Below are 16,533 nucleotides of genomic sequence, written 5' to 3'. Positions count from 1 at the left end.
GCGTGGCTCCTTGTCTGGGTCGAACGATGCGCGTCCAGTCTACGGAGTCGGCCCGGCCGCCCCGGGTGGCGTACCGGGAACGGTGACCGGGGCCGCCTCCCGCCCCACGCTCACCGGCAGCGTGGCGTGACCACGCAGGGTGAGCCGGACCCGCCGCTCGGGCCGGCCCGCCACTGCCAGCCCGGGCAGCCGGCGCAGCAGCAGCGGGAACGCCACCTGCGCCTCCAGCCGGGCCAGCGCCGCGCCGAGGCAGTAGTGCGGCCCGGCGCCGAATGAGAGCGGCGCGATCTGCGCCCGCCACGGGTCGAAGCGGGCCGGATCGGGATAGCGGCGGGGATCACGGTTGGCCGCGCCGAGCAGCACGATGACCCAGCTCTCCGGCGGCAGGTCGACGTCGCCGTACCGGGACGGCGCGGTGCTCATCCGCGAGGTGAGCTGCACCGGTGAGTCGTAGCGCAGCAGCTCGTCGACGTACGCGGGGGCGAGGTCGGGCCGCTCGCGCAGCGCCGCCGCGGCGCGCGGATGCTCCAGCAGCGCCACCAGGCCGTTGCCGAGCAGGTTGGTGGTGGTCTCGAAGCCGGCCACCAGCAGCACGATCAGGTTGGCCAGCAGCTCGTCGCCGGAGAGCCGGTCGCCACCGTCGTGGGCCTGGACCAGCGCGGTGGTGAGGTCGTCGGCCGGGGCCCGGCGGCGGGCCGCCACCAGCTCGGTGAAGTAGTCCCGCAGCTCGGTCGCGCCCCGGTCGGCCACCGCCAGCTCGTCGGCTGTGATCTCCGGTTCGAGCACGCCGGTCAGGTCGGTGGCCCAGCGCCGGAACAGCGGCCGGTCCGCCGCCGGCACGCCGAGCAGCGCGCAGATCACGCCGACCGGCAGGGGGTACGCGAACGCGGCCATGAAGTCGACCGGCTCGTCGGCGGCGAGCATCGCGTCGACCAGCTCGTCGGCCTGCGCCCGCACCACGTCGCGCATCGCGGCGATCCGGCGCGGGGTGAACGCGCCGGCGGCCAGCCGCCGCATCCGGCTGTGGTCGGGCGGGTTGGTGCGCAGCATCGACCGGGAGATCGACAGCACGGCCGGGCTCTCCCGCCAGCCGGGCATGAACTGGTCGCGCAGCGCGTCGTCCATCACCCCGAACCGGGCGTCGCGCAGGATCGCGTCGGCCTCGGCGTAGCCGGTGACCACGTAGAAGACCGGCCCGGCCTGGACCACCGGGCCGTGCGCGCGCAGCCGCTCGTACGTCGGATAGGGGTCGAGACGACCCTCGGGGGACATCAGCAGCGCGAGCGCGTCGGTCGGATCCACGATTCCGCCTCCCCAGGCATCGGAGGCCTTCATCATGCTCCGGCCCGCCGGATCGGGTGAACCCGTGACGGCGAGGTGGCGGTGTCCCCGGCGGTCAGGCGCCGGCGCCCGGCTCCCCGGCGAGCACCGGGCCGCCGCCGAGCAGCGCGTGCTCCGGCAGCGGCAGCGTGATGCCGTGCGCGTCCTCCCAGTCGTGGATGAGCCCCGGGCGGGCCTGCGCGGTGAAGAAGTCGACGGCGCTGATCCCGCCGACCACCGGCTCGTCCACCTCGGCGACCAGCCGGGCCGGGACCATCGGCAGGCCGGCGCGCACCGCCGCGCTGAGCCGCCGGTGGCCGTCGACGACGAAGAAGTACTCGCCGGTGTAGCCGATGCTCAGCGGCTCCGGCTCCTCGTCGCGTCCGGCCGCCTCGGCGGCGGCGTCGGAGTCCCAGAGGCCGCGCAGCGTCGACACGTCCTCGGTGGGGTACACCCGGTTCGGGTCGAGCAGCAGCAGCGGCCGGCCGGCGCGCAGCACGTCCGCGCCGAGTCGGCCCTCGTAGACGTCGATGACGTGCTGGATGACCTGCTCCGGGTTGGCCCGGGTGGTGTCGCAGACCAGGTCGTAGTTGCGCAGGCGGGCCTTGTCGACGCCGTACCGGACGATGAACCGGCCGCGCTCGCTCTCGCTGCGCTCGCGCAGCTTGGCCCGCGCCTCCTCCAGCGAGGTGTAGCTCTCCGCCGGGCCGGACGGGCGGGCCAGCACGCGCCGGGCCGCCTCGGTCGGCTCGGTGATCATGTGCACCTTGAGCGCGTCGGTGAAGAAGTGCCAGGCCAGGCGGGAGTCCATGACCAGGGACTCACCGGAGGCAGCGATGTCGCGCTGGAGCTGGTCGACGTACCCGTCGACGGCCTGGTCCAGCTCGGCGTGCAGGTTGAGCTGGAGGGCGGTCATCTGCCGCTCCTGGGCCATCTGGCGGTAGAGGTCGCCGACGCTGACCCGGCGCAGCCCGAGCCGCTTGGCGATCTCGACCGAGACGGTGCTCTTGCCACTGCCGAGGTCACCGTTGAAGACGATCGACTGACGAACGGTCACGACTGGTCCACCCCTGCTCACCGGCTGACTGACGACATCGAATCCGTGTCGGCCCGACGTGCTCTGGCACCCGCCGCGCCGCGTCCCGCGCGGGAAAACCGCACGGCTGGGCATGACGGGCGATGCTATCACCGCCCGCTACTCGATTGCCGGACCAGGTGTGCGGCAAACCCCAGGTCACGACCGTGCGCGAGGGTCCGCGTGCGCACTGTCACGCGGACGCGTCCGATCAGAACAGGGTGAGCGGATCGACCTGGAGCCGTACCGGGTCGGCCGCCTTGCGGGCGCTGCGCTGCCCGGCGGCGGCGTGCAGCGCCTCGGCCATCGCGGCGGCCCGGGACCGGGGCACGCGTACCAGCATCCGCTCCCGGCCCTCGTCGGCCGGCACCGGGCCGAGCACCTCGGCGTCGCCCGGCAGCCGGGCGCCGGCGAGCAGGTCGGCCACCGCCTCGGCCGCGCCGGTGACGCTCGCCATCCGGACCGCCGGGGGGAAGCCCAGCTCGCGCCGCTCGGCCAGTTCCCGGGCCGCGAACCAGGCGGAGTCCCAGCGCAGCAGCGCCTGCACCGGGGCCAGCGCGCCGTCCGCGACCACCACCACCCGGCCACCTGCCGTACCGGGCCGGGCCAGCGCGGCGGCGGCCATCCAGCGCCGCAGCGCCTCCTCGCCGGCCCGCAGGTCGGCCCGGGTCAGCAGCGCCCACGAGTCGAGCAGCAGCACCGCGCCGTATCCGCCCTCGGCGACCGGCTCCGCGCCCGGGGTGGCGATCACCAGCCCAGCGCCGCCCGGCACCGTCGCCAGCACCTCCTCCCGCCCCGAGGTCCGCACCGGCACGCCGGGGAACGCCCGGCCCAGCTCCTCGGCGGTCCGCCGGGCACCGGTCACCGAGGCGCGCAGCCGCCGCCCGCCGCACTCCGGGCAGGCGTACGCGGCGGCCACCCGCCCGCACCAGCGGCAGGCGGGCGTGCCCTGCGCCGACGGCAGCGCGAGCGGCCCGGCGCAGTGCGGGCAGCGGGCCGGGGCGCGGCAGTCGGCACAGGCCACCGACGGCACGTAACCCCGGCGCGGCACCTGCACCAGCACCGGCAGGTCCGCGCGCAGCGCGTCCCGGGCGGTGGTCCAGGTCAGGCTCGGCAGCCGTGCCGAGGCCGCGCCGGGATCGCGGGCCAGTTGCGGGTCGTCGCCGGTGGGCGCCATGGACGGGGTACGCGCGCGCACCACCGCCCGGTCGGCCACCACCTCGCGCGCCCAGCCGGTCTCCACCAGCAACTGCGCCTCGGCGGTACGGGCGTAGCCGCCGACCACCGCGGCGATGTCGCCGAGCTGCGCCCGGGTGAGCAGCACGTCCCGGGCGTGCGGGTAGGGCGCCCGCGGTTCGGCGTGCAGGTCGTCGCCGTCGTCCCAGATCGCCACCAGGCCGAGCCGCCGAACCGGGGCGAACATCGCCGCCCGGGTGCCGATCACCACGTCCACCCCGCCCGTCCGGGCGGTGAGGAAGGCCCGGTAGCGGCGGGCCGGACCGTCGGCGGCGGCGAGCCGGACGTGGCGTCCCGCGCCGAGCACCGCGGTCAGGGCGGCGTCGAGCCGGTCCAGGTCACGGGCGTCGGCCACCACGACCACGGCACCACGGCCACCGGCCACCGTGGCGGCGACCGCGTCGGCGTACCGGTCGGCCCAGTCCTCCCCCGGCAACGCCGACCAGACCGCGCGGGCGGGCCGGCCGTCGGTGAGCGCGCGCAGCAGCGCCGGCCCGGCCGGGTAGTCCCGCCAGCCGCGCGGATCCACCTCCGCCCGGCCACCCGGCCGGGCCCCCGCGTCGGCGGCCTCGGACGGTACGCCCCCGGGCGGGGTGCCGTCGGCGGGGCTGCCGTCAGGTTCGGTGCCGTCGGTGGGGCTGCCGTCAGGTTCGGTGCCGTCGGGCGCGGGCTCGTCGGTGGGTGGCGTGTCCGTCGTGACGGCCTTCTCGGCGCGGGCGTGCCGGGGCGGCACCGCCAGCCGGAGCACGTCGGCGAGGCTGCCGGCGTACCTGTCGGCGACCGCGCGGGCCAGCCGGGCCACCTCCGGGGACAGCACCGGCACCGGGGAGACGACCTTCTCCAGGTACGCCAGCTTGGGGTGCTCGGACGACTCGGCGCGCTCCAGCAGCCAGCCGTCGACGAGCTGCCCGGCGAACCGCACCTTCACCCGCACCCCGGGCCGGGCGTCGGCGTCGAGCGCCTCCGGCACCAGGTAGTCGAAGGGACGGTCGAGGTGGGGCAGCGGCACGTCCACGCAGACGCGCGCGACCGGCGACCCCTGCGCGGGTCGCCGGTCGCGGCGCGTGGTGGCGGTCAGGCTCCCGCGGCCGACTTGAGGTCGGCGGCCCGGTCGGTGCCCTCCCAGGTCAGCTCCGGCAGCTCCCGGCCGAAGTGGCCGTACGCGGCGGTCTGCTGGTAGATCGGGCGCAGCAGGTGCAGGTCCCGGATGATGGCGGCCGGACGCAGGTCGAACACCTCGGCCACGGCCTTCTCGATCGAGGCGACCGGCACGGTCTCGGTGCCGAACGTCTCGATGAACAGGCTCACCGGGTGCGCCTTGCCGATCGCGTACGCGACCTGCGCCTCGCACCGCTCGGCCAGCCCGGCGGCCACAACGTTCTTGGCCACCCAGCGCATCGCGTACGCGGCCGACCGGTCGACCTTCGACGGGTCCTTGCCGGAGAACGCGCCGCCGCCGTGCCGGGCGTACCCGCCGTACGTGTCCACGATGATCTTCCGGCCGGTCAGGCCGGCGTCACCCATCGGGCCGCCGATCTCGAACCGCCCGGTCGGGTTGACCAGCAGCCGGTAGCCCTCGGTCTCCAGGCCGAGGCCCTCCAGCTCCGGGGCGATGACGTGGTCCCGGATGTCCGGGGTGAGCAGCGACTCCAGCGAGATGTCCGCCGCGTGCTGGCTGGACACGACGACGGTGTCGAGCCGGACCGGGCGCAGCCCGTCGTACTCGATGGTGACCTGCGTCTTGCCGTCCGGCCGCAGGTACGGGATCGTGCCGTCCTTGCGGACCGCGGCGAGCCGCCGGGCCAGCCGGTGCGCCAGCGCGATCGGCAGCGGCATCAGCTCGGGCGTCTCGGAGCAGGCGAAGCCGAACATCATGCCCTGGTCGCCGGCGCCCTGCGCGTCCAGCGCGCTCTCCGACCCACCGGTACGCAGCTCGAAGGCGTTGTCGACGCCCTGGGCGATGTCCGGCGACTGGGCGCCGATGGACACGCTGACGCCGCAGGAAGCGCCGTCGAAGCCCTTCTTCGACGAGTCGTAGCCGATGCCGAGGATGGTCTCGCGGACGATGGTGGGGATGTCGGCGTACGCCTTGGTGGTCACCTCGCCGGCCACGTGCACCTGACCGGTGGTGATCAACGTCTCCACCGCGACCCGGCTGTGCGGGTCCTGGGCGAGCAGCGCGTCGAGAATGCCGTCACTGATCTGGTCGGCGATCTTGTCCGGGTGGCCCTCCGTGACCGATTCGGACGTGAAGAGACGTGTCACGGCACTCCTAAGCATGTGAAGACTTTTAAAGGTCGCTCGGCGGCAGTTTAGTCATCATCGTTCCGCCGCGACGCGATGAACGCGGGTCGACCAACCGTCAGGAACGCGACGGCAGCCGCGGACAGACGAGGTCCCAGACGGCGTCGGCCAGGGCCTCCTTGGGCTGCTCGGGCAGCCGGTGCACGGCGCCGTCGGCGCCGATCACGGTGGCCGCGTTGGTGTCGGCGCCGAAGACCTTGTCCACGCCGACCTCGTTGACCACGATCATGTCGGCCCCCTTGCGGGCCAGCTTGGCCCGGCCGTTGGCCTCCGCGTCGTCGGTCTCCGCGGCGAAGATCACCAGCACCTGCCCGGGCCGGCGACGCCGCCCCAGCTCGACGGCGATGTCCGGGTTGGTGACCAGCTCGATGGTCGGCGCGACACCGTCGTCGGACTTCTTGATCTTCCCGGTGGCGTAGCTGGCCGGCCGGAAGTCGGCGGGCGCGGCGGCCATCACCACGGCGTCCGCGTCGGCGGCCGCCGCCAGCGTGGCGTCGCGCAGCTCCTCGGTGGTGCCCACCCGGACCAGGTCCGCCCCGGCCGGGTCGGGCAGCGCCACGTTGGCCGCGACGAGCGTGACCCGGGCGCCCCGGGCCACGGCGGCGCGGGCGAACGCGTACCCCTGCTTGCCGGACGACCGGTTGCCCAGGAACCGGACCGGGTCCAGCGGCTCGCGGGTGCCCCCGGCGGTGACCACCACGTGCCGGCCGGCCAGATCGGCCTCGGCCTCGACGCCGCGGGCCAGGGCCCGGCGGGCCACCGCGAAGATCTCCGCCGGGTCGGGCAGGCGGCCCTTGCCGGTGTCCCGCCCGGTGAGCCGGCCCACGGCCGGTTCGATCACGCGGACGCCCCGCGAGCGCAGCGTGGCCACGTTCGCGACGGTCGCCGGGTGCTCCCACATCTCGGTGTGCATGGCCGGGGCCAGCAGCACCGGGCAGCGGGCGGTCAGCAGCGTGTTGGTGAGCAGGTCGTCGGCGAGGCCGTGGGCGGCCTTGGCGAGCAGGTCGGCGGTGGCCGGGGCGACCACGACCAGGTCGGCGTGCTGCCCGAGCCGCACGTGCGGCACCTCGTGCACGTCGGACCAGACGTCGTCGGCGACCGGCCGGCCGGACAGGGCCGCCCAGGTCGGCGCCCCGACGAAGCGGAGCGCCGAGGCGGTCGGCACCACCCGGACCCGGTGACCCGACTCGGTGAAGAGCCGGAGCAGCTCACACGCCTTGTAGGCGGCGATGCCGCCGCCGACCCCGAGGACGATCTCGGCGGGCATCGGCGCGGGCGGGGTTACGGCTGGTCGGTCGGCTCGGCGGTGAGCAGGCCCGCGTTGATCTCGCGCATGGCGATGGAGAGCGGCTTCTCCTGCGGGGTGGTCTCCACCAGCGGGCCGACGTACTCCAGGAGGCCCTCACCGAGCTGGCTGTAGTAGGCGTTGACCTGACGGGCGCGCTTGGCGGCGAAGATGACCAGCGCGTACTTCGAGGTGGTCTTCTCGAGCAGCTCGTCGATCGGCGGGTTGGTGATGCCCTCGGGGTTGGTGGCGATGGATCCCACGAATTAAACCTCTGCGTCTCGTGCGCCGCCCGCGGGCGGTCGGGCCGGAGCCAGGAAGGACGAACCGAGCAATCCTACCAGCTCCGCCGCGGCGCGCTCGGTGTGGTCGTGTGCCACGGCATGGGCGAAGATGGCCGCGACGTCCGGGTCGGCCCGGTACGCCGGGGGCGCGAGCAGCACCAGCCGGGCGCCGGGCGCCGCCACCCGTACCGCCAGCGCGCCGGCCAGGTCCAGCGGCAGCAGCACCGGCCGTCCCTCCGCGAGCCGCGCCCGCACCTCGGCCCGGGGCACCCCCCGGCGGTACGGCCCGATCCGGCACCACTCCAGCAGCTCCCCGGCGGCGATCAGCCGGTCGAAGCCGGGCGCGTCGAGGAAGACGCGGTCGACGCCGTCACGCTCGTCCGGACGGGGTGGGCGGGTGGTGGCGACCACCGGCACGCAGACAGACGCAAGGCGCGCCCGGACCGCCTCGACGACACTGCTCCGGCCGGCCCCGGAGGGACCGGACAGGACAGTGAGCCGAGCCGCCGAGCGCGCCTCGTCATCCGTGCTCACCGCTTGTTTCTACACGGCGGGCCGTTCAGTTGGCGGCGAACTCTCCGAGCAGAGCCTTGCGCTGCTGCTCGCCGAGGCCGCGCAGGCGACGGCTGTCCGCGATCTTGAGCTTCTCCATGATCTGGGTGGCCCGGATCTTGCCGATGCCCGGCATCGCCTGGAGCACGGCCGAAACCTTCAGCTTGCCCACGACGTCGTCGGACTCGGCCCGCTCGAGGACGGTGGCGAGGGTGGTCTTGCCCTGCTTGAGCTGCTCCTTCAGCTCAGCGCGGGCCTTGCGGATCTCCGCGGCCTTCTCCAGCGCGGCAGCGCGCTGCTCGGGGGTCAGTGACGGGAGCGGCACCAGTTCTCCTCAGGTCCCTAGTACGGCGGGCTGAGCGCCCCACCGCATCTGTGAAACGTGGTGTCGCTGGCAACCAAAGGGGTCCGTGGTTCCCAGCGCGGGGAAAACTAGCGGTCAACGGAGATTTCGGCAACGTGGACGCGCGATGATCAACCCAAAGTGACCGAGCCGTCAGTCAGTCCGCCGTGCCCAGGGCGGCACGGCAGTCGGCCAGCACCCGCTCGATGGCGGCCCGCAGGCCGGCCGGGTCGGGGCCCGCGCCGAGCACCTCCCGGGAGTACGACGGCAGCACCCACGGCAGCGCGGCGCCGAACACGGTACGCAACCCGGCGGGTGTTCCGCCCTGCGCGCCCAGCCCCGGCGCGAGCAGCGGACCGTTGACCGAGTCCAGATCGTGACCCGTCTCACCGACTGTCGCGCCGACCACCAGACCGAAGCTGCCGAGTGGCTCCGCACCGCGGTTGAGCTGGGAAATCTCGTCGATCACGGTCTGCGCGACGGTGCGCCCGTCGGCGCCCACGGCGCGCTGCACGGAGGCACCCTCCGGGTTGGAGGTGAGTGCCAGGACGAAGACCCCGCCACCGTGCTCGGCGGCGGTGGAGAACATCGGGGCGAGCGAACCTACTCCCAGGTAGGGGCTCGCGGTGACCGCGTCGACATACAGAGGGCTGGATGGATCGAGGTACGCCGAGGCGTACGCGGCGACGGTAGAGCCGATGTCACCTCGCTTGACGTCGAGCAGAGTGAGCGCTCCCAAATCTCGCAACTGTCGGATAGTTGACTCAAGCACGCCGACGCCCCGGGCGCCGAAGCGCTCGAAGAACGCCGACTGCGGCTTGACCACGGCGACCCGGTCACCGATCGCCTCCACCACGGTGGCGCAGAACCGCTCCAGGCCCGCCACGTCGTCGGACAGGCCCCACGCGGTCAGCAACCCGGGGTGCGGGTCGATCCCCACGCAGAGCGGCCCTCGTTCCGCCACGGCCCGGTGCAGACGGGCGCCGAACGTCTCCATGCGTCTCTCCCTCTCCCGGCGGCTCCGGGCCGCCTGGCGTGTCCGGCGACGGGCCTCCCGTCGCGCCCTGTCGAACCGGCCGGGCTCAGCCGGCCTTGACCGCCGCGGCCACTCCGGCCGCGATCCGCGCCACGTCCGCGGCGTCGCAGACGTACGGCGGCATCGTGTAGACGAGATCCCGGAACGGGCGCAGCCACACCCCCTCGGCCACCGCGGCGGCGGTCGCCCGGGGCAGGTCCACCTCGTGGTCGAGCTGCACCACCCCGATCGCGCCGAGCACGCGTACGTCGGCCACACCGGGCGCGTCCCGCAACGGCGCCAGGCCGGCCCGCAGGCCCTCGGCGATGCCCGTCACCCGTCCCGCCCAGTCCCCGGCCCGCAGGAGGTCCAGGGAGGCGTTGGCGACGGCGCAGGCGAGCGGGTTGCCCATGAACGTCGGCCCGTGCGCCAGCACCCCGTCGGCGGAGATGGCCCGCGCCACCTCGGGCGTGCACAGCGCCGCGGCGAGCGTCAGGTACCCGCCGGTGAGCGCCTTGCCGACGCAGAGCACGTCCGGGGTGACGCCGGCGTGCTCGGCGGCGAACATCCGGCCGGTCCGGCCGAAGCCGGTGGCGATCTCGTCGAACACCAGCAGGATGCCGTGCCGCCGGGTCACCTCGCGCAGCACGCGCAGATAGTGCGGGTGGTGGAACCGCATCCCCCCGGCGCCCTGGACGACCGGCTCGACGATCACCGCGGCCAGCTCGTCGGCGTGCCGCTCCACCGCCTCCACCAGCGCCGCCTCGTACGCCGGGTCCGGCGCCGCGTCGAAGCCGGGCGGCGGCACCGGCGCGAACACCTGCCGGGGCAGCACGTCGCCCCAGAGATGGTGCATGCCACCCTCCGGGTCGCAGACGCTCATCGGGTGGAACGTGTCGCCGTGGTAGCCGCCCCGCCAGGTGCCCAGCCGGCGTCGCTGCGGGCGTCCCAGCGCCCGCTGGTACTGCAGGCACATCTTCACCGCCACCTCGACGCTCACCGAGCCGGAGTCGGCCAGGAAGACGTGTTCCAGGCCGTCCGGGGTCAGCTCGACGAGCGTGCGCGCCAGCCGTACGGCGGGCTCGTGGGTGAGCCCGCCGAACATGACGTGGCTCATCCGCCCGAGCTGGTCGGTCACCGCGGCGTCGAGCACCGGGTGCCGGTAGCCGTGGATCGCCGCCCACCACGACGACATCCCGTCGACCAGCTCCCGCCCGTCCGCGAGCCGCAGCCGCACCCCCGCGGCGCTGTCGACCACGTAGGGCGCGCCGGCGCCGGGCATCGGGGCGTACGGGTGCCACACGTGCCGCCGGTCGGCTTCCAGGATCTCCTCGGGCGTCACGTCTCCTCCTTCGACCCTCTCCCCCGCGATCTTGCAGTTGCCGCCCCGGCAGCGCCCGGAATGGGGCGGTGCGCCGGGGCCGGAACTGCAAGATCGCGCGGGTCAGGTTCGGGTTGTGATGGCTCGGGTGAGGGCGGGGCCCCGGTAGATGAAGCCGGTGTAGAGCTGGAGCAGGGAGGCGCCGGCGTCGAACATGCGTGTGGCGTCGTCGGGGTGCAGGATGCCGCCCACGCCGATCACCGGCAGCCGGCCGCCGGTCTCCCGGTGCACGAAGGCGACCATCTCCCGGGCCCGGGCGGTCAGCGGCCGGCCGGACAGCCCGCCGGCCTCGGCGGCGCGCTCCCGGTCGGCCGGGGCGAGCCCGTCTCGGGCGAGTGTGGTGTTGGTGGCGATGACCCCGGCCGCGCCCCGGTCGAGGCACACCTCCAGCAGCTCGGCCACGGCCGGCTCGGTCAGGTCCGGGGCGATCTTCACCAGCACCGGCTTCTCCCCCACCAGCGCGGCGAGCAACGCGTCCAGATGGGACCGGTCCTGAAGCGACCGCAGCCCGGGGGTGTTCGGTGAGGACACGTTCACCGCGAAGTAGTCGCCGTGATCCTTGAGCGCCCGGTACGAGGCGAGGTAGTCCTCGACCGCCTCGTCCAGCGGGGTCACCTTGGACTTGCCGAGCGAGATGCCCAGCGGCACGCCGAGCGGGCGCGGCAACGCGGCCAGCCGGTCCGCCAGCGCCTCGGCACCGGCGTTGTTGAAGCCCATCCGGTTGATCACGGCTTCGCTGTCGCGCAGCCGGAACAGCCGGGGCCGGGGGTTGCCCGGCTGGGCGTGCGCGGTCACGGTGCCGACCTCGACGAAGCCGAAGCCCAGCGCCGGCCAGGCCGGCAGCGCGAGTCCGTTCTTGTCCATCCCGGCCGCCAGCCCGACCGGGTTGGGGAAGCGCACCCCGAACACGGTGCGCGGCGCCGACCGGAAGTACGCCGCCCGCAGCGCGGCGAGGACCGCCGGCTGCCGGGACACCGCGGCCAGCCGCGCCAGCGTCCACTCGTGCGCCCCCTCCGCGTCCCCGCCCGCGAGCGAGAACAGCCGGGGCCGCACCACCTTCTCGAAGATCACGCCCCGGCCCCCCGCCCGGCTCCCCCGGCCCGCCCGGCCCGCCCGGTTTCCCGGTCGATCATGAGGTTGACGGCGATGTGGATCTCCAAATCCGCCGCCAACCTCATGATCGGCGCGTCGAGGCGCGGGGTCACTCGCCCGCCCGGAGGGCGGCGTGGAGATCCTGCAGCGGGCGGACCTTCAGGTCGCCCCGGATGCGGGCCTCGATGCCCATGACGGCGGCTGCGGCGCCGGGAACGGTGGTGACGCACGGGATGTCCACGCTCACCGCCGCGCTGCGGATCTCGTACCCGTCGGAACGGGCGCTCGCCCCGGAACCCTGTGGCGTGTTCACCACCAGCGCCACGTCCCCGCCGAGGATCAGCGAGACCGCGTCCGCGCCCTCACCCGACTCGTAGTGCTTGCGGATCTGCTCGCAGGCGATGCCGTGCCGGCGCAGCACCTCGGCCGTGCCGGTGGTGGCCACGATCTCGAAGCCCAGGTCGGCCAGGCGCTTGATCGGGAAGATCATGCCGCGCTTGTCCCGGTTGGCGACCGAGACGAAGATCTTCCCGGCGGTCGGCAGCGACCCGTACGCGGCGGCCTGCGACTTGGCGAACGCCTGGCCGAAGCCGGTGTCGATGCCCATCACCTCGCCGGTGGACTTCATCTCCGGGCCGAGCAGCACGTCGATGCCCTTGCCGGACGGGGTGCGGAACCGCTTGAACGGCAGCACCGCCTCCTTGACCGCGATCGGCGCGTCGGCCGGCATGGTGCCGCCGTCGCCGGTGGGCGGCAGCATCCCCTCGGCGCGCAGCTGCGCGACGGTGGCGCCGAGCGCGATCCGGGCCGCCGCCTTCGCCAGCGGCACCGCCGTGGCCTTCGAGACGAACGGTACGGTCCGGGAGGCGCGCGGATTGGCCTCCAGCACGTAGAGCATGTCGCCCTGCAGCGCGTACTGGACGTTGAGCAGGCCGCGCACCCCGACGCCGCGGGCGATCTGCTCGGTGTAGTGCCGCACCTGGGCCAGGTGCGAGCCGGCCAGGGTGATCGGCGGCAGCGCGCAGGACGAGTCGCCGGAGTGGATGCCGGCCTCCTCGATGTGCTCCATCACGCCGCCCAGGTAGACGTCGCCGTCGGCGTCCACGAGCGCGTCCACGTCGATCTCGATGGCGTCGTCCAGGAACCGGTCCACCAGCACCGGCCGGTCCGGCGAGATGGCGGTGGCCCGGCCGATGTAGTCGCGCAGCGTGGCGTCGTCGTACACGATCTCCATGCCGCGCCCGCCGAGCACGTACGAGGGGCGGACCAGCACCGGGTACCCGATCTCGTCGGCGATCGCCTTCGCCTCGTCGTACGAGGTGGCCATGCCGTGCGCGGGCGCGCGCAGCCCGGCCCGGGCCAGCACCGCGCCGAACGCGCCGCGCTCCTCAGCCAGGTGGATCGACTCCGGGGAGGTGCCGACGATCGGCACGCCGGCGTTCTTGAGCCGCTGCGCCAGGCCCAGCGGGGTCTGCCCGCCGAGCTGCACGATCACCCCGATGACGCCGGGGCCGCCCGCCTCCTTGCCGGAGGAGTCCTCGGCGTGCCAGACCTCCAGCACGTCCTCGAACGTCAGCGGCTCGAAGTAGAGCCGGTCGGCGGTGTCGTAGTCGGTGGAGACGGTCTCCGGGTTGCAGTTGACCATGACGGTCTCGTAGTCCACGTCCCGCAACGCCTGGACCGCGTGCACGCACGAGTAGTCGAACTCGATGCCCTGCCCGATCCGGTTCGGCCCGGAGCCCAGGATGAGCACCTTCGGCCGCGCCGAGGGCGCCACCTCGGTCTCCGAGTCGTATGTCGAGTAGTGATACGGCGTGGTCGCCTCGAACTCGGCCGCGCAGGTGTCCACCGTCTTGTAGACCGGCCGGACGCCGAGCCGGTGCCGCAGCGTCCGGACGCCGTCCTCGGCGGCCAGCTCGGGACGCAGCGCGGCGAGCTGCCGGTCGGACAGGCCGGCCCGCTTGGCCCGGCGCAGCAGGGCGGCGTCGAGCACCGGCGCGTCCACGATCTCGGCGCGCAGCTCGACCAGCGAGGCGATCTGGTCCAGGAACCACGGGTCCATGCCGCCGGACGCCTCGGACACCTCGGCGATCGACGCGCCGAGACGCAGCGCCCGCTCGACCGTGTAGAGCCGGCCGTCGTGCGGCGTCCGCAGCGCCGCGAGGGTGTTCTCCCGGGTCGCGTCCTGAGGGTCGGGGACGGTCCAGAAACCGGATGATTTGGTCTCCATCGAGCGCATCGCCTTGTTCAGCGCCTCGGTGAAGTTGCGGCCCAGGCTCATCGCCTCGCCCACCGACTTCATCGTGGTGGTCAGCTCCGGGTCGGCGCCGGGGAACTTCTCGAACGCGAACCGGGGGATCTTCACCACCACGTAGTCGAGCGTCGGCTCGAACGCGGCGGGCGTCTTCAGCGTGATGTCGTTGGGGATCTCGTCGAGCGTGTAGCCGATGGCGAGCTTCGCGGCGATCTTCGCGATCGGGAAGCCGGTGGCCTTCGACGCCAGCGCCGAGGAACGCGACACCCGCGGGTTCATCTCGATCACGACGATCCGGCCGTCGGCCGGGTTCACCGCGAACTGGATGTTGCAGCCGCCGGTGTCCACACCGACCTCGCGCAGCACCGCGATGCCGAGGTCACGCAGCCGCTGGTACTCCCGGTCGGTGAGCGTCATCGACGGCGCGACGGTGACACTGTCGCCGGTGTGCACACCCATCGGGTCGACGTTCTCGATCGAGCAGACCACCACCACGTTGTCGTGGCGGTCGCGCATCAGTTCGAGCTCGTACTCCTTCCAGCCGAGCACGCTCTCCTCGATGAGCACCTCGTGCACCGGGCTGGCCGCCAGGCCGGAACCGGCGATGCGCTCCAGATCCTCGCCGGTGTGCGCCATGCCGGAACCGAGGCCGCCCATGGTGAACGACGGCCGGATGACCACCGGCAGGCCCAGGTCGGCGACCGTCTCGCGGACCTCGTCCATCGAGTGGCAGACCCGCGAGCGCGGCACCAGCGCGGACGGATCGTCCAGGCCCAGCCGTACGCCGGCCTTCGCGACGATCTCCTTGAACAGCTGCCGGTCCTCGCCCCGGTTGATCGCCTCGATGTTCGCGCCGATCAGCTCGACGCCGTACTTCTCCAGCACGCCCGCCTCGTGCAGCGCGACAGCGGTGTTCAGCGCGGTCTGCCCGCCGAGCGTCGGCAGCAGCGCGTCGGGGCGCTCCTTGGCGATGACCAGCTCGACGAACTCCGGGGTGATCGGCTCGACGTACGTGGCGTCGGCGAACTCCGGGTCCGTCATGATCGTCGCCGGGTTGGAGTTGACCAGGCTGACCCGGATCCCCTCGCTGCGCAGCACGCGGCAGGCCTGGGTGCCGGAGTAGTCGAACTCGCAGGCCTGTCCGATCACGATCGGCCCGGAGCCGATCACCAGGATGTGCTTGAGGTCGGTCCGCTTAGGCATTCTTTCCGCCTTCACTGTGGTTCCGGTCGAAGCCACGGCCTTCGATCAACTCGGCGAAACGGTCGAAGAGATAGTCCGCGTCGTGCGGGCCGGCCGCCGCCTCCGGGTGGTACTGGACGGTGAAGGCGGGCACGTCCACGGCCCGCAGCCCCTCGACCACGTTGTCATTGAGGCAGACGTGTGACACCTGGACACCGCCGAACTCGGTCTGGATCACCTGATCCGGCACCACGGCGCCGTCCTCGGCGCCCGGCACCTGCACCGCGAAGCCGTGGTTGTGGCTGGTCACCTCGACCTTGCCGGTGGCCCGGTCGAGCACCGGCTGGTTGATGCCGCGGTGGCCGTACCCCAGCTTGTAGGTGCCGAAGCCGAGCGCCCGGCCGAGGATCTGGCTGCCGAAGCAGATGCCGAACAGCGGGATCCGCCGGGTCAGCACCTCCCGGGCCAGCGCCACCGGGCCGTCGGCGGTCGCCGGGTCGCCCGGGCCGGGCGAGAAGAAGACCGCGTCCGCGCCGGTGGCGAGCAGGTCCTCGATAGTCGACCCGGCGGGCAGGACGTGGGTGGTGACGCCGCGGGCGGCGAGCCGGCGCGGCACGTTGCGCTTGATGCCCAGGTCCACAGCCGCCACCGTGAACCGGTGCTCGCCCTGCGCCTCGACGACGTACGGCTTGGCGGTGGTCACCTCGTCGGACAGGTTCGCGCCGACCATCTGCGGCGAGCGGCGGACCCGCTCCAGCAGGGCGGCCGGGTCGTCCTCGACGCTGGAGATGCCGACCCGCATCGCGCCGCGCTCGCGCAGGTGCCGGGTCAGCGCCCGGGTGTCCACGCCGCTGATGCCGACGACGCCCTCGGCGGCGAGCCGGTCCTCCAGGCCGCCGCCGGCCCGCCAGTTGGAGCTGATCCGGGCCGGGTCGCGCACCACGTACCCGGCCACCCAGATCCGGTCGGACTCGTCGTCCTCGCTGTTGACGCCGGTGTTGCCGATGTGCGGCGCGGTCTGCACCACCACCTGCCGGTGGTACGAGGGGTCGGTGAGCGTCTCCTGGTAGCCGGTCATGCCGGTGTTGAAGACAGCCTCGCCGAAGGTCTCCCCGACGCTGCCGTACGCCTCGCCGTGGAACGTGCGCCCGTCCTCCAGGACGAGGATCGCCGATCTACGCTTCACCATTACCGGGCCCGCCTTTCGTTC

At 73.6% G+C, this 16,533-nt stretch carries 13 protein-coding genes; all 13 read right to left on the bottom strand.

Annotated features, from left to right (window positions below; all coding sequences use genetic code 11):
• Positions 1–39: 39 nt before the first annotated feature.
• Positions 40–1,302 carry a cytochrome P450 gene (locus ML5_RS12255; RefSeq protein ID WP_041784176.1) on the bottom strand — a complete coding sequence of 421 codons (1,263 nt, stop codon included), beginning with the start codon at positions 1,300–1,302 and terminating at the stop codon, positions 40–42.
• A gap of 94 nt (positions 1,303–1,396) precedes the next feature.
• Positions 1,397–2,377: an AAA family ATPase gene (locus ML5_RS12250; RefSeq protein ID WP_013285521.1), complete on the bottom strand. Its 981-nt coding sequence runs from the start codon at positions 2,375–2,377 to the stop codon at positions 1,397–1,399.
• Positions 2,378–2,606: 229 nt separating this feature from the next.
• Positions 2,607–4,646, bottom strand: a complete 2,040-nt coding sequence (locus ML5_RS12245; protein WP_013474903.1) for a primosomal protein N' — start codon at positions 4,644–4,646, stop codon at positions 2,607–2,609.
• A gap of 59 nt (positions 4,647–4,705) precedes the next feature.
• Entirely contained in the window at positions 4,706–5,911 is a 1,206-nt protein-coding gene (metK, locus tag ML5_RS12240; RefSeq protein ID WP_030271053.1) for a methionine adenosyltransferase, read from the bottom strand.
• An 82-nt stretch (positions 5,912–5,993) separates the two neighbouring features.
• Positions 5,994–7,202: a bifunctional phosphopantothenoylcysteine decarboxylase/phosphopantothenate--cysteine ligase CoaBC gene (gene coaBC / locus ML5_RS12235; RefSeq protein ID WP_013285518.1), complete on the bottom strand. Its 1,209-nt coding sequence runs from the start codon at positions 7,200–7,202 to the stop codon at positions 5,994–5,996.
• A 14-nt stretch (positions 7,203–7,216) separates the two neighbouring features.
• Complete coding sequence (gene rpoZ / locus ML5_RS12230; protein WP_013285517.1) at positions 7,217–7,483, bottom strand: DNA-directed RNA polymerase subunit omega; 267 nt, start codon at positions 7,481–7,483, stop codon at positions 7,217–7,219.
• Between the two features lie 3 nt (positions 7,484–7,486).
• Positions 7,487–8,038 carry a guanylate kinase gene (locus ML5_RS12225; protein WP_013474902.1) on the bottom strand — a complete coding sequence of 184 codons (552 nt, stop codon included), beginning with the start codon at positions 8,036–8,038 and terminating at the stop codon, positions 7,487–7,489.
• 25 nt (positions 8,039–8,063) lie between these two features.
• Positions 8,064–8,381 carry an integration host factor, actinobacterial type gene (mihF, locus tag ML5_RS12220; RefSeq protein ID WP_013285515.1) on the bottom strand — a complete coding sequence of 106 codons (318 nt, stop codon included), beginning with the start codon at positions 8,379–8,381 and terminating at the stop codon, positions 8,064–8,066.
• 175 nt (positions 8,382–8,556) lie between these two features.
• Positions 8,557–9,396: an orotidine-5'-phosphate decarboxylase gene (gene pyrF / locus ML5_RS12215; RefSeq protein WP_013474901.1), complete on the bottom strand. Its 840-nt coding sequence runs from the start codon at positions 9,394–9,396 to the stop codon at positions 8,557–8,559.
• Positions 9,397–9,481: 85 nt separating this feature from the next.
• Entirely contained in the window at positions 9,482–10,756 is a 1,275-nt protein-coding gene (locus ML5_RS12210) for an adenosylmethionine--8-amino-7-oxononanoate transaminase (RefSeq protein ID WP_013474900.1), read from the bottom strand.
• A gap of 102 nt (positions 10,757–10,858) precedes the next feature.
• Positions 10,859–11,866: a quinone-dependent dihydroorotate dehydrogenase gene (locus tag ML5_RS12205; RefSeq protein WP_013285512.1), complete on the bottom strand. Its 1,008-nt coding sequence runs from the start codon at positions 11,864–11,866 to the stop codon at positions 10,859–10,861.
• Between the two features lie 130 nt (positions 11,867–11,996).
• Positions 11,997–15,344: a carbamoyl-phosphate synthase large subunit gene (carB, locus tag ML5_RS12200; RefSeq protein ID WP_013474898.1), complete on the bottom strand. Its 3,348-nt coding sequence runs from the start codon at positions 15,342–15,344 to the stop codon at positions 11,997–11,999.
• The gene (carA, locus tag ML5_RS12195) at positions 15,337–16,509 is read right to left on the bottom strand and encodes a glutamine-hydrolyzing carbamoyl-phosphate synthase small subunit (RefSeq protein WP_201766738.1); all 1,173 of its coding nucleotides are present in this window, start codon (positions 16,507–16,509) and stop codon (positions 15,337–15,339) included. The genes carB and carA overlap by 8 nt, the downstream gene beginning before the upstream one ends.
• Positions 16,510–16,533 lie beyond the last annotated feature (24 nt).

Source organism: Micromonospora sp. L5, assembly GCF_000177655.2.
Lineage (GTDB): Bacteria > Actinomycetota > Actinomycetes > Mycobacteriales > Micromonosporaceae > Micromonospora > Micromonospora aurantiaca.
The sequence above is the reverse complement of the archived record's forward strand: the minus strand, read 5'-3'. Positions and strand labels throughout refer to the sequence as shown.